The sequence below is a fragment of the Kitasatospora sp. HPM-01-4 genome, assembly GCF_051374625.1.
Lineage (GTDB): Bacteria > Actinomycetota > Actinomycetes > Streptomycetales > Streptomycetaceae > Kitasatospora.
In genome coordinates, this window is the sequence record NZ_JBPQGP010000005.1 from 2,484,941 (window position 1) to 2,497,572 (window position 12,632).

Sequence of the window (12,632 nt, forward strand, 5' to 3'; positions counted from 1 at the left end):
GCGCGGGGAACCGCGTGGGCGGCCGTGCGCCTCCACGGCGGACCGGCCGAGCGGTTCCCGCCCCCTCGGCGGGCGCGGGCGTTCAGCGAGCGTGCGGGGTGCGGGCCGTCGCGAGGAGTTCCTCGGCGTGGGCACGGCCCAGCTCCGAGTCCTCCAGACCGGCCAGCATCCGGGAGAGCTCGCGGACCCGTTCCTCGTCGCTGAGCACCTTGACCCCGCTGCGGGTCACCGTGCCGTCGTTGGTCTTCTCCACCACCAGGTGCCGGTCGGCGAAGGCCGCCACCTGCGGCAGGTGGGTCACCACGACCACCTGCGCACTCTGCGCCAGCTTGGCCAGCCGGCGGCCGATCTCGACCGCCGCCTTGCCGCCGACGCCCGCGTCCACCTCGTCGAAGAGGTACGTGGGCACCGGGTCGGCGCCGGCGAAGACCACCTCGACGGCCAGCATCACCCGGGAGAGCTCACCACCGGAGGCCCCCTTGGCGATCGGCCGCGGCTGCGCGCCGGGATGCGGGGCGAGCAGCACCTCGACCTCGTCCACGCCGTGCGGGCCGTACGCGACGGTGCGCCCGTCGACCTCGATGCCCGCGAGGTCGTCGACCAGGCTGATCGCGAAGCTCACCCGGGCGTGCGGCATGGCGAGTTCGGCCAGCTCGGCGGAGACCGCCGCGGCGAAGCGGTCGGCGGCGGCGTGCCGAGCGGCCGACACCTCGGCGGCGAGCTGCGCCAACTCGGCCCGCAGCTCGGTCTCCTGGGCGCCGAGCTCGTCGATCCGGTCGTCGTCGCCGTCGAGTTCGGCCAGCCTCAGCGATCCGGCCCCGGCCCACTCCAGCACCTCGGCGAGCGAGTTCTCCTCGCCGCCGTACTTGCGCAGCAGCTGGGCCAGCAGCGCCCTGCGGTCCTCGACCGCCGCCAGCCGTACGGGATCCGCGTCCAGGTCGTCGGCGTACCCGGCCAGGTCGCCGGCCACGTCGGCGAGCAGGTAGCCGACCTCACCGAGGCGGTCGGCCAGGGCGGCGAGCCGCTCGTCGTGGTGGCGGACCGCCTCCAGGGCGCGGCGGGACTGGGCGAGCAGGGTGCCCGCGTCCAGCGAGTCCGGGTCGGCGGGGTCACCGGCCAGGGCGGCGTGCGCGAGGATCGCGGCACCGGAGAGCGCGTCGGCGTGGCCCAGGCGTTCGGCCTCGGCGGCCAGTTCGACGTCCTCGCCGGCCACCGGCTCGGCGGCGGCGATCTCCTCCAGGCCGAAGCGCAGCAGGTCGGCCTCCTGGGCCCGTTCGCGGGCCCTGGTGGTCAGCTCCTCCAGGGTCGCCGAGACCTCGCGCAGTCGCCGGTACACCTCGCGGTAGCGGGCCAGCGGCTCGGCCACCGTCCCGCCCGCGTACCGGTCCAGCGCACCGCGCTGGCGGGAGGGGCGCAGCAGCCGCTGCTGGTCGGTCTGGCCGTGTACGGCGATCAGGTCCTCGCCGAGTTCGGCGAGCAGCCCGACCGGGACCGACCGGCCGCCGACGTGGGCGCGGGAGCGGCCCTCGGCGGAGACCGTACGGCTGATCAGCAGGGCGCCGTCGTCCAGCTCGGCACCGGCCTCCAGGGCGCGGGCCGCCACCGGCGAGCCGGCGGGCAGCTCCAGGCGGCCCTCGACCACGGCCCGGTCCGAGCCCGCGCGCACCAGCGCGGGGTCGGCCCGGCCGCCGAGCAGCAGGCCGAGGCTGGTCACCACCATGGTCTTGCCCGCACCGGTCTCGCCCGTCACGGCGGTGAAGCCCGGTGCCAGTTCGACCACCGCGTCGTCGATGACGCCAAGATCCCGTATCCGCATCTCGTCCAACACGGAGACGACCTTACGAGGTCCGACCCCCACCGCGCGACGAGCCGAGGTCCGGGCGGTGCAAGTTCATCCCATCCGGCATCGTCCCCTCCGACTCCGTGCACGGCCGGACACCGAGCGTGTATCCGCGTACGGGTGGGCGGGTGACCCTCCGGGTACGGCGGGTGGGCCTTCAGGGCGTCTTCGGGGCGTGCGGACCGCGCGAACCGGGAGACGGACCTCGGTGGCCCGACCGTTCCCCGCGCGCCGCCCCTGCTTCGCCGCCGGGCCGCCGCCCTCGTCAGGCCTTGCCCGGCGGCACCGCGCAGAAGCGCAGGAAGAACTGGGCCAGCGGCCCGATCGCCAGCGCGTAGGCGATCGTCCCGACGCCGACCGTACCGCCGAGCAGGGCCCCGATCGTCACCACCGTCAGCTCGATGGCGGTGCGGATCAGGCGCAGGGAGCGTCCGGTGCGCCGGTGCAGCCCGGTCATCAGGCCGTCGCGCGGCCCCGGCCCCAGCCGGGCGCCGATGTAGAGGCCGGTCGACAGGCCGTTGAGCACGATGCCCAGCGCCAGCACCGCGGTCCGCGCGACCCAGCCCGTGGGAGCGGTGACCGCACCGAGGACGAGGTCCATCGCGGCACCGATGAGCAGGACGTTGCAGACCGTCCCGATGCCCGGCCGCTGGCGCAGCGGTATCCACAGCAGCAGCACCAGGGCGCCGGTGATGGTGACCCAGGTGCCCATGCTCAGACCGAGGTACCGCCGCAGCCCCTGGTGCAGCACGTCCCACGGGTTGACGCCCAGGCCGGCCCGCACCATCAGCGCCATGCTCGCGCCGTACAGGCCGAGGCCGATCAGCAGTTGCGGGACCCGCCGGCCGAGCCGGCCGGTGCTCCGGATCCTCGCGTCGCCGACGGCCGGAGAGTCGGCGGACTGGGAGACGGCGGTGGCCATCGGGGCTCCTCGGGGTGGTGCGGATGTGCTGGTGTGTCTGGCGGCCGGGTGGCCGGACTGCCATCATGGGGAGTCCAATCGGGCCTGATCCAGGTCCAATCGAGGCCAGGTGGACTGATTCCCATGAGCGAGTGGCAGAGCGTCGTAACCCCGCCCGCGCTGGCCCGGCTGCTGCGCGGCGCCCGGCTGCCCGAGCCCGCCGGGCACCGGCCCGCGTACCGGACACTGGCCGGGCAGGTCCGGCTCCTGGTCTCCGAGGGCCGTCTGCCGGTCGGCACCCGGCTGCCGGCCGAACGCGAACTGGCCCAGGCCCTGGCACTCAGCCGCACCACCGTCGCCACCGCGTACGAGACCCTGCGCGGCGAGGGCTATCTGCGCAGCCGCCGGGGCTCCGGCAGCTGGACCACCCTGCCGGAGGGCAGCCGCCCGCCCGGCGACGCCCTCCACCCGGTCCCGCCGGACGAGCGGGAGACCGTACTGGACCTCGGCGTGGCCGCGCTGCCCGCCCCACAGCCGTACCTCGGCGAGGCGGCCGCCCGCGCGATCGAGCAGCTGCCCGCGTACGCCTCGGGACACGGCCACTACCCGACCGGCGTGCCCGTCCTGCGAGAGGCCATCGCCCGCCGCTTCACCGAACGCGGCCTGCCCACCACACCGGACCAGATCCTGGTCACCACCGGTGCGATGGGCGCCCTGCACCTGGCCCGCCAGGCGCTCGCCGGGCGGGCCGACCGGCTCGCGGTCGAGGCGCCCAGCTACGCGCACACCATCCAGTCGCTGCGGCGCAGCGGTGCCCGCCTGGTGCCCGTCCCGCACGCCTGGCCCGGCGGACCGACGGTGCTGCCGCGCTGGGACGTCCAGGAGTGGCAGCGCGTGCTGCGCGGGGCCGCGCCCCGGCTCGCCTTCCTCATCCCGGACTTCCACAACCCGACCGGTGCCCTGATCGACGAGGAGCAGCGCCGCGAACTGCTGGCCGCCGCCCGCGCCGCCGGAACCGTCGTCGTGGCGGACGAGACTCCCGCCGAACTCGGCTGGGGCACCGGCACCGAGGAGCTGCCCCGGCCGATGGCCGCCCTGGACCGGGCCGCCCAGGTGGTGACCATCGGCTCCGGCAGCAAGCTCCTCTGGGGCGGGCTGCGGGTCGGGTGGCTGCGCGCGAACCCGGCTCTGGTACGGCAGTTGGCCGCCGACCGGGTCTACACCGACGTCGGCACGCCCGTGCTCGACCAGTTGATCGCCGCCGCCATGCTCACCGAGCGCTTCGACGAGGTCCGCGCCCACCAGCACGAGCGGCTGCGGTCCAGTGCCGAGGCGCTCACCGCCGCGCTCGAACGGCGGCTTCCCGACTGGCGGTTCGCCCGCCCGGCGGGCGGTCTGTGCGTCTGGGTCTCCACCGGCCAGGTCTCGGGCGCCGCACTGGCCCAGGCCGGGGAACGGACCGGAGTCCGGATCGCGGCCGGCTCCCGCTTCGGCGTGGACGGCGCCTTCGAGCACCACATCCGCATCCCGTTCACCACCCCCGCCTCGGCCGCCGACGCGGCGATCGCCCGCCTCGCCACCGCCGCCGACCTCGCCGCGACCGGCCGCTGGCGCACCGCCGGAGAGGCACCGCCCCTGGCGGTGTGAACTCGGCCACGGTCCTTCGCCCCGCGGACGGGCGCGCTGTCCTCAGGGCGAAGGGACCAGGGCCCTCAGTGCGCGGGGGACCGGGCGCTCACACACGGCCCTCAAACGCCCGCTCCCGCAGCATCCGCGGGGCACGGCCGATCGAGCGCCCGCGCCCGGCGGGACCACGGACGACCCGCGCGGGCCCTGGCACCCCGGCTCCTCCCGGCTCCTCCTGCGAGCGGTGCTCAGCAGACCTTGCCGCGCCCGCGCCACCCCGTCACCGGCAGCGCGAACTTGGCCACCAGACGGTCCGTGAACGGAGCCTGGTGCAGCCGCGCCAGCCGCACCGGCGTACTCCCGCGGCGGACCTCCACCCGTGCCCCGGCCGGGAGTTCGACCGAGCGGCGCCCGTCGCACCAGAGCACACCGTGCGGCGTCTTCGGCTGGACCTCCACCGCCAGCACCGAGTTCGGCGACGTCACCAGCGGCCTGGCGAATAGCGCGTGCGCACTGATCGGCACCATCAGCAGCGCCTCCACCTCCGGCCACACCACCGGGCCGCCGCCGGAGAAGGCGTACGCCGTCGAGCCGGTCGGCGTGGAGAGGACGACCCCGTCGCAGCCGAAGTTGGAGACCGGACGGCCGTCCACCTCGGTGACGACCTCCAGCATCCGCTCCCGCGCGGCCTTCTCGATCGACGCCTCGTTCAGCGCCCAGTCCTCGTGCACCACATCGCCGTTGGTGCGGACCAGGACGTCGAGCGTCATCCGGTCCTCGATCTCGTAGTCGGCCTTGACCACCCGCTCGACCACGACCGCCAGGTCGTCCCGCTCGGCCTCCGCCAGGAAGCCGACCCGGCCCAGGTTGATGCCCAGCATCGGCAGCCCGGACTCCCGCGCCAGCTCGGCCCCCCGCAGCAGCGTGCCGTCGCCCCCGGCCACCAGGATCAGCTCGCAGCCGTCCGCCGCGCCGTGCCCGCCCGGCACCCGCTCCACCCCGTCGGGCAGATCCAGGTCGACCGCCTCCGAGGCGAGCAGCCTGATCCTGATCCCCTCCTTGAGCAGGCCGTGCACCAGCCCCTCGACGCTGCGCAGCGCGGCCTCACGGCCGGTGTGCGCGATCAGGAAGACCGTACGTTCCTCGCTCATGCCGCCCTCTCCCTACGCCTGCCGGGTCGCCCTTGGCCCGGTACGGCCGCCACTCAGCATGACGGTCGGACACCGCACAGCACCCTATCCGGGGGCTCCGACATCCGGCCCCCGCCGTCCGGCCCGGCCGCCGGGGACCTTGGGACCTACTGCGGGCCCTCGGCCACCGCCCGCTCCGCCTCGGCCGGATCCAGCTGCGGGGCACCCCGGCGCAGCCACAGGAAGTACTCGACGTTCCCGGAGGGGCCCGGCAGCGGGCTGGCGGTGACCGCCCGGACGCCGAGTCCCAGGGCCCAGGCCTGATCGGCGACCTGGCGGACCATCTCCGCCCGCAGCTGCGGACTGCGGACCACTCCCCCGCTGCCCAGCCGCTCCTTGCCGATCTCGAACTGCGGCTTGACCATCATCACCAGGTCCGCGTCCTCGGCGCAGCAGCCCGCCAGGGCGGGCAGCACCAGACCGAGCGAGATGAACGACAGGTCGCCGACCACCAGATCGACCGGCTCCCCGCCGATCTGCTCCAGCGTCAGCTCCCGCACATTGGTCCGGTCCATCACGGTGACCCGCTCGTCGCTCTGCAGCGACCAGGCCAGCTGGCCGTAGCCGACGTCCACCGCCAGCACCCGGGCCGCCCCCGCGCGCAGCAGCACGTCCGTGAAACCACCGGTGGACGCACCCGCGTCCAGCGCGCGCCGTCCCTCCACCACCAGGCCCTGGGGTACGAAGGCGGCGAACGCGCCCGCCAGCTTGTGACCGCCCCGCGAGACGTAGTCGGGATCGTTCTCGTCCTTGGCCACCACGACCGCCGCCGAGGTCTCCACCTGCGTCGCGGGCTTGGTCGCCGTGGTGCCGCCGACGGTCACCCGGCCGGCCGCGATCAGCTCGCTCGCGTGCTCACGCGAACGGGCCAGCTTGCGGCGGACCAGCTCCGCGTCGAGTCGGCGTCGTGCCACTGCCACTGGTGTTTCAGCTCCTACTGCTTGCGCTACTGCTCGTACTGCTGCTGCTCGTCGAGCGCGGCCAGAGTGCCCACCAACCGCTGGTGTACATCTTCGTACACCGCCACCCGGGCACCGCTCTCCACCCCGGCCAGCTCCTCCAGCCGGGCCAGCGCGGCATCGACCTCCGGATGACCGGTCGGCTCCACCCCCGCCGGCTCAGACACCGCCGTCGCCCTTCCCCGGCGCGGGCTTCTTCGCGGCGGCCTTCTTCGTCCCGGGCTTCGCGCCCGCGGTGCCCTCCGCGGCCGGCCTCCGGGCCGGCGCCTTCTTCACGGTCTTCTTCGCGGCCGCACCGTGCGCGGCCGCGGCCCCGGTGGCCGCGCGCTTCGCGGTCGCCTTCACGGCCTCCGCCTTCACGGCCTCCGTCTTCACGGCCTCCGCCTTCACGCCGGCCGCGGCGGGCGGCCGCTTCGCCGTGCTCCGCTTCGCGGGGGCCTGCTTCGCCGCCGTCTGCTTCGCCGGCGCCTGCTTCACCGCCGTCTGCTTCGCCGGCGCCTGCTTCACCGCCGTCTGCTTCGCCGTGAACCGGGCAGCCTGCTTCGCGGGCGCGGGCGCGGGACGGCCGGCCATGGCGGTGCCGTTCACCTCGTCCGCCCGCACGGGCTCGGGCGCCCGCTCGTCCCAGCCCGCCTCGAACAGCCCCTCGGCCCTCGCCTCGGGCCTGCCCTCCGGGCGGATGTGCGGCTGCTCCTCCACCTCGCGCAGCTTGCTCTCCAGATAGCTGAGCACCACGCCGACCTTGACCACCTGGTCGCCGACCCGCTCGAAGACCTTCTCCACCTCGCCACGGGCCACCCCCACCGCGAGATCCAGGCCGGCCCGTCCGGCCGTCACCGCCTCCCCGGCCAGGGCCTGCAACGACCTGGCCGACGGCGGGAACTGCTCGCCCACGGTCCGCTCGATCGCCGCGACGTCCACGCCGCTGCGCTCCAGCAGCCCGGTGGCCGCACCCACGACCCGCTTGCCGGTCTCCTCGGCGAGCTCGGTGGCCACCACCACGACTCCCCGCACCGCATCCCGCAGCATCCCGAGTGCCTCCTCCGTGCCTCGCAACCGACTGCGGACCCGGCCCGCTCACCGCGCTCTGCGGCCGGACCCGGCCCACCACACCCACGACGCTACCGCCTCAGCCCCGCCGAATGCCGTCGCTGCCGCCCGCCCGGGTAGCGGCGGTGCTGCGATAGCGTGGTTGGTCGGCGCCCCGAACGGGAGGCGGGCAGAACGGGAGACCAGCAGTCATGGCCACGATCGAGCAGTGCCGCGAGGCGCTGGAGCAGTTCAGCCGCAACCTCGGCAGCGCCAACGGCGACGCCCGCAAGGCAGCGGCCCTCGACCGCTCACTCACCTGCTGGATCACCGATCTCGACCTGACCTTCTCCGGCCACCTCAGGGACGGCCGGATCACCGACGTGGTCGAGGTCCCGGGCCCGCCGCCCGCCAAGGCGGCCATCCGCCTCACCATGACCGGCGACGACCTGGTCGCCATGGTCGACGGACAGCTCAACTTCGCCTCCGCCTGGGCCGGCGGCCGCGTCAGGCTGGAAGCCGGCATCCGCGACCTGCTCCGCCTCCGCACCCTGCTCTGAGCCCCGCTCCGCGCTGAGCCCCGCTCCGGACGGTCGGCCCGCCGACAAGGGCAGGCCGACCGCTTGGACCGTACGGGTCCGGTCGCCGCTCCGCTACAGCCCCAGCTCGGCGAGCGCCTTGCTCCCGTCGACCGCGGAGCCGTCCGCGTCCGCCGCCGTCCAGGCCGCCGCGCACAGTGCCCGCAGCCCGTCGTACGGGTCCTCGCCGCCACCGCTCAGCCGCAGCTCACCACCGTCGGCCCAGGCCTCGTACCCACCGCAGCGGTAGCGCCCCCCGCCCAGCGCCGCCACCTCGGGCTGCCCGGTCAGCAGGCCGCGAAGATCGGCCGCGACGTACGTGGGCCGGTGCCGGGCCGGGGCCGCCAGCAGCTGGGCCGGGGTGGTGACGCCGGTGAAGACCAGCAGGCTGTCCACCCCGCCGTTGTAGGCGCCCTCGATGTCGGTGTCGAGGCGGTCGCCGACCACCAGCGGACGCCGGGCGCCGGTGCGGATCACCGTCTCCCGGTGCATCGGCGGCAGCGGCTTGCCCGCCACCTCGGGCTCGACGCCGGTCGCGGTGCGCACGGCCGCCACCAGCGTGCCGTTCCCGGGAGCGATGCCCCGCGCGGTGGGCACCGTCAGATCGGTGTTGGACGCCACCCAGGGCAGCCCGCCAGCCACCGCGTACGAGGCCTCGGCGAGGTGCTGCCAGCCGACCGAGGGGTCGTAGCCCTGGACCACCGCGAGCGGCCCGTCCGCCAGTGACCGGACCGGCACCAGGCCCCGCTCGGTGAGCGCCTCCTCCAGACCCGCGCCGCCGACCACCAGCACCTTGGCACCGGCCGGGACCTTCGAAGCCACCAGCCGGGCCGCCGCCTGCGCCGAGTTGATCACGTCGGTGGCCTCGGCGGGTATGCCCAGCTCGGTCAGGTGCCCGGCCACCACCCGGGGCGGCCGGGAGGCGTTGTTGGTCACGTACGCCAGCCGCATCCCGGCCTCACGGGCCGCCGCCAGCGACTCCACCGCGTGCGGGATCGCGTGCGGCCCGGCGTACACCACACCGTCGAGGTCGAGCAGCGCCGTGTCGTACTCCTCGGTCAGCGGGCGGTCGGATCCCCCCGGAGCGGTGCGTCCCAGGCCGGCTGCGGTGTCCGTCATCAGTCCTCTACCTCGTCCTCTTGCTCGTCGTCGTCCCCGGCCGCACCCGGCGCGGCCCGTCCGCCCCCACGGGCGTCACCCGCCCTGCCCGCCGCCCTCCGGCGGTGCGGAGTAACCGGGCGCACCCGGCAGCAGCGGCCCGTACGCACCGGCACGGGCCGCCAGTGTCGCCCTGGTCTGCCGCAGTGCGGCCCGGTAGTGGTCCGCCGCCGGCCGCATGGCGACCGCCAGGGCCAGATGCTCGGCAGAGGTCTCGAAGTCGCCCAGCCGGGCCGCCGCGACACCCCACCCGAACTGAGCGTAGTCGTCCGTCGGATCGGCCAGCGCCACCGCCCGGAAGTTCCCGAGCGCCGCCTCGAACAGCCCGGCGTCGAACTGGGCTCTCGCCAGTGTCTCCCGGATGCTCCGCGAGTGCGGCTCCGCCTCGGCGGCGCGCGCCAGCAGCTGCTCGGCCGCCGCCGGGTGGCCCTGCTCCAGCAGCCGCGCACCGCGCCGGAACCAGTCGTACACCCCGCCCTTCGGCGCCCCGGGCCCGCCCTGAACGCCCTCGCCCGCACCGCCGTCGTTCGCCCGTTCCTGACCGTCACTCATCCCTTACCCCGCTTCCGACCCGGACCCGGAATCCGGGTGCCACCGCCCGCCCCGGCACGGCACGTTCCTGACAAACCTGCCGGGTGCTGTGATCCACGCGATCTCTCAACAACGCGTACCCCGGTTACGATGCCCAGAATGAGCACACCCAGTGCAGACACAGGAGCAGAGACTCCAGCGGGCGGCCCCGGCGACCCCGGCCACGTCGCCACTGCGGGGCTGTCCCTCTCACCGTTCCGCGGCCTGCGATACGTCCCCGACCGGGTCGGTACGCTCGCGGCGGTCACCTCGCCGCCGTACGACGTGGTGGACCCCGGCCGAAGGCTCGACCTGGAGACCGCCGACCCGTACAACATCGTCCGGCTCATCCTCCCCAGGCCCGAGCCCGAGGACAGCTGCGACCGCCCCGACCGCGACACCCGGTACCGGCACGCCGCCAGGCTGCTCGCCGAATGGCAGCGCCAGGGCGTCCTCGCCGCCGACCCCGAACCCGCCCTGTACGTCTACGAGCAGCGCACCGGTGAGGGCGGCACCCTGCAGCGCGGCCTGATCGGCGCCCTCGCGATCAGCGGCCGGGAGGCCGGCGTGGTGCTGCCGCACGAGAACGTGATGCCCCGGCCGATCGCCGACCGGGTCGGCCTGATGCGGACCACCAGGGCCAACCTGGAGCCGCTGCTGCTCACCTACCGGGGCAACGGCGGCGCGGCCGGCGTGATCGAGCGGACCGTCCTCGGCGAGCCTCTGCTCACCACGACCACCAGCGACGGCACCCACCACCGCCTGTGGGCCGTCACCGACCACACCGAGATCGCCGCGGTCAGCCGCGACCTCGCCACCTGCCGGGCACTGATCGCCGACGGCCACCACCGCTGGGAGATGTACCTGCGTCTCCAGCGCGAGCACCGGCACCTGCCGCGCAGCCCCTGGGACCGGGGCATGGTGCTGCTGGTCGACACCGCCCGCTACCCGCTGCGGGTCCGGGCCATCCACCGGGTGCTCTACCGGCTGCCGGTCGCCGAGGCACTCGCCCGGCTCGGCGAGCACTGGCAGGTCAAGGAGGTCCCCGGCCCGCTGGAGACGGCCCTGCAGGCGCTGGCCGAGGCGAAGCGGCACACCGGGAACGCGTTCCTGCTGACCGGCGGCACCGGCGGGTACTGGCTGCTCAGCGAGCCGGACGAGGACCTGCTCGCGGCCACCGTGCCCACCGGCAAGCCCGAGGAGTGGCGCCGTCTGGACGCCACCGTCCTGCACTCCACCCTGCTCGACCGCGTCTGGGGGGTCCCGGACGGCCCCGACGACATCGGCTACCTGCACACCGCCGAGGCCGCCGAACGCGAGGCCGCCTGCAGCGGCGGCACGGCCGTCCTGCTGCACCCCGTCAAGGAGAGCGTGGTCCGGCGGCTGGCCGAACAGGGCGTGATGATGCCCCGCAAGTCCACCTCCTTCGGGCCCAAGCCGGCCACCGGGCTGGTCCTGCGCAGCCTCACGCTCGGCTGACGCCGGCCGACGGCCGGCCCGGTGGCTGATCGGGATGATGCCCGGTACAGGTCCGGAACGGTGCCTCCCGGTCCGTTCCGGGGCACGGGCGAAAACGCCGGAGGCCCGGCCGGTACGCACGGGATGTGCGTACCGACCGGGCCTCCGGCGCGTCTGCGCGGCGCGGACTACTTCTTCTTGTCGGCCTCGCCCTCGTGGTCCTCCTCGACCTCGAGGTCGTCCTCGTCGTAGTACTCCTCGACGTCTTCCTCGTCCTCGAAGATCACCCGGTCCTCGCCGGTGTCGTCGACCGCGACCTTGTGGCGGGCCGGAGCGGCCTTGGCCTCGGCGCCCTGCTCGTCCTCGTCCAGCTCGGGGTCGAGCGCGTCGACGAACTCCAGGCCGTCGATCTCGGCCAGCCGCTCGGAGGCGTTGGTCACGCCGTCCGTGTCGGCCTCGGCGGCCTTGGCGAACCAGTCACGGGCCTCGTCCGCCCGGCCGGCCGCGATCAGGGCCTCGGCGTACGCGTAGCGCAGGCGGGCGGTCCAGGGGTGGATCGCGCTGGACGCCAGCTCCGGGCTCTGCAGCGTCACCACTGCGGCGTCGAACTGCTCCATGTCGGTACGGGCACCGGCCGCGACCAGGCGCATCTCGACCTGACCGGCCTTGTCCAGCTGCTTCACCTCGGGCTCGCCGGCCATCGCCAGCGCCCGCTCCGGACGGCCCAGACCGCGCTCGCAGTCCGCCATCACCGGCCACAGGTCAGCCCGCCCGGTCATCCGCCGCGCCGCCCGGAACTCGGTCAGCGCCTCGGAGTACCGCTGCGTCATGTACGAGGCGAAACCCGCCGCCTCACGGACGGAGGCGACGCGCGAGGCCAGCCGGAGCGCGACCCGCGAGTACTTGTACGCCTCCTCCGGCTCGCTGTCGAGCATCCGGGCGACCATCACCAGGTTGCGCGCGACATCGTCCGCGAGCGTCTTCGGCAGGCTCTTCAGGTCCTGACGCACGTCGTCGTCGAGCTCGAAGCCCGTGACGTCCTCCGGGATCGGCAGCCGGTGGACCGGCTCGTAGTTGCCACGGCGGTCGTCGTAGTCCCGGCGGTCGTCGCGACGGTCGTCCCGGCGGAAGCCACCGCCCTGCGAGCGGTCGTCCCGGCGGAAGCCGCCACCACGGCCCTCACGGCCCTCGTACGGCCGGCCGCCGCGGTCGTCGCGACGGAAGCCACCGCGGTCGTCACGGTCGCGGAAACCGCCGGACGGACGGTCGTCGCGGCGGAAGCCACCACCCTGCGGGCGGTCGTCACGACGCGGGCGGTCGTCG

Annotated in this window: 12 protein-coding genes; 3 read left to right on the plus strand and 9 right to left on the minus strand. The window is 74.9% G+C overall.

Annotated elements, in window-relative coordinates:
• Positions 1–82: 82 nt before the first annotated feature.
• Together recN and yczE are read right to left on the minus strand one after the other, a co-directional pair.
• On the minus strand, positions 83–1,816 hold the full coding sequence (gene recN, locus ACSMTC_RS10490) for a DNA repair protein RecN (protein WP_436564644.1): 1,734 nt from the start codon (positions 1,814–1,816) through the stop codon (positions 83–85).
• Positions 1,817–2,105: 289 nt separating this feature from the next.
• Positions 2,106–2,762, minus strand: coding sequence for a membrane protein YczE (gene yczE / locus ACSMTC_RS10495; RefSeq protein WP_436559387.1), 657 nt, complete (start codon positions 2,760–2,762; stop codon positions 2,106–2,108).
• 123 nt (positions 2,763–2,885) lie between these two features.
• Between yczE and yczR the strand changes: the two genes are divergently transcribed.
• On the plus strand, positions 2,886–4,388 hold the full coding sequence (gene yczR / locus ACSMTC_RS10500) for a MocR-like transcription factor YczR (protein ID WP_436559388.1): 1,503 nt from the start codon (positions 2,886–2,888) through the stop codon (positions 4,386–4,388).
• A 227-nt stretch (positions 4,389–4,615) separates the two neighbouring features.
• Here the strand turns inward: yczR and ACSMTC_RS10505 are convergent, their stop codons facing one another.
• The 4 genes from ACSMTC_RS10505 to ACSMTC_RS10520 form a co-directional block, all read right to left on the minus strand.
• On the minus strand, positions 4,616–5,518 hold the full coding sequence (locus tag ACSMTC_RS10505; RefSeq protein ID WP_436559389.1) for an NAD kinase: 903 nt from the start codon (positions 5,516–5,518) through the stop codon (positions 4,616–4,618).
• A 146-nt stretch (positions 5,519–5,664) separates the two neighbouring features.
• On the minus strand, positions 5,665–6,471 hold the full coding sequence (locus tag ACSMTC_RS10510) for a TlyA family RNA methyltransferase (RefSeq protein WP_436564645.1): 807 nt from the start codon (positions 6,469–6,471) through the stop codon (positions 5,665–5,667).
• A 32-nt stretch (positions 6,472–6,503) separates the two neighbouring features.
• Entirely contained in the window at positions 6,504–6,683 is a 180-nt protein-coding gene (locus ACSMTC_RS10515; RefSeq protein WP_436559390.1) for a hypothetical protein, read from the minus strand.
• A complete protein-coding gene (locus ACSMTC_RS10520) occupies positions 6,676–7,545 on the minus strand; it encodes a hypothetical protein (protein WP_436559391.1) in 870 nt (289 codons plus the stop codon). The genes ACSMTC_RS10515 and ACSMTC_RS10520 overlap by 8 nt, the downstream gene beginning before the upstream one ends.
• A gap of 212 nt (positions 7,546–7,757) precedes the next feature.
• Between ACSMTC_RS10520 and ACSMTC_RS10525 the strand changes: the two genes are divergently transcribed.
• Complete coding sequence (locus ACSMTC_RS10525) at positions 7,758–8,105, plus strand: sterol-binding protein (protein ID WP_436559392.1); 348 nt, start codon at positions 7,758–7,760, stop codon at positions 8,103–8,105.
• 93 nt (positions 8,106–8,198) lie between these two features.
• On the opposite strand, the gene ACSMTC_RS10530 is transcribed toward ACSMTC_RS10525, so the two are convergent.
• Both ACSMTC_RS10530 and ACSMTC_RS10535 read right to left on the minus strand, forming a co-directional pair.
• Positions 8,199–9,242 (minus strand): HAD-IIA family hydrolase, encoded by a 1,044-nt coding sequence (locus ACSMTC_RS10530; RefSeq protein ID WP_436559393.1) that lies wholly within the window; start codon positions 9,240–9,242, stop codon positions 8,199–8,201.
• A 75-nt stretch (positions 9,243–9,317) separates the two neighbouring features.
• On the minus strand, positions 9,318–9,833 hold the full coding sequence (locus tag ACSMTC_RS10535; protein WP_436559394.1) for a tetratricopeptide repeat protein: 516 nt from the start codon (positions 9,831–9,833) through the stop codon (positions 9,318–9,320).
• A gap of 138 nt (positions 9,834–9,971) precedes the next feature.
• Here ACSMTC_RS10535 and ACSMTC_RS10540 point away from each other — a divergent pair, with 138 nt between their 5' ends.
• On the plus strand, positions 9,972–11,330 hold the full coding sequence (locus tag ACSMTC_RS10540) for a DUF1015 family protein (protein ID WP_436559395.1): 1,359 nt from the start codon (positions 9,972–9,974) through the stop codon (positions 11,328–11,330).
• 167 nt (positions 11,331–11,497) lie between these two features.
• Here the strand turns inward: ACSMTC_RS10540 and ACSMTC_RS10545 are convergent, their stop codons facing one another.
• Positions 11,498–12,319 (minus strand): tetratricopeptide repeat protein, encoded by an 822-nt coding sequence (locus ACSMTC_RS10545; protein WP_436564646.1) that lies wholly within the window; start codon positions 12,317–12,319, stop codon positions 11,498–11,500.
• Positions 12,320–12,632 lie beyond the last annotated feature (313 nt).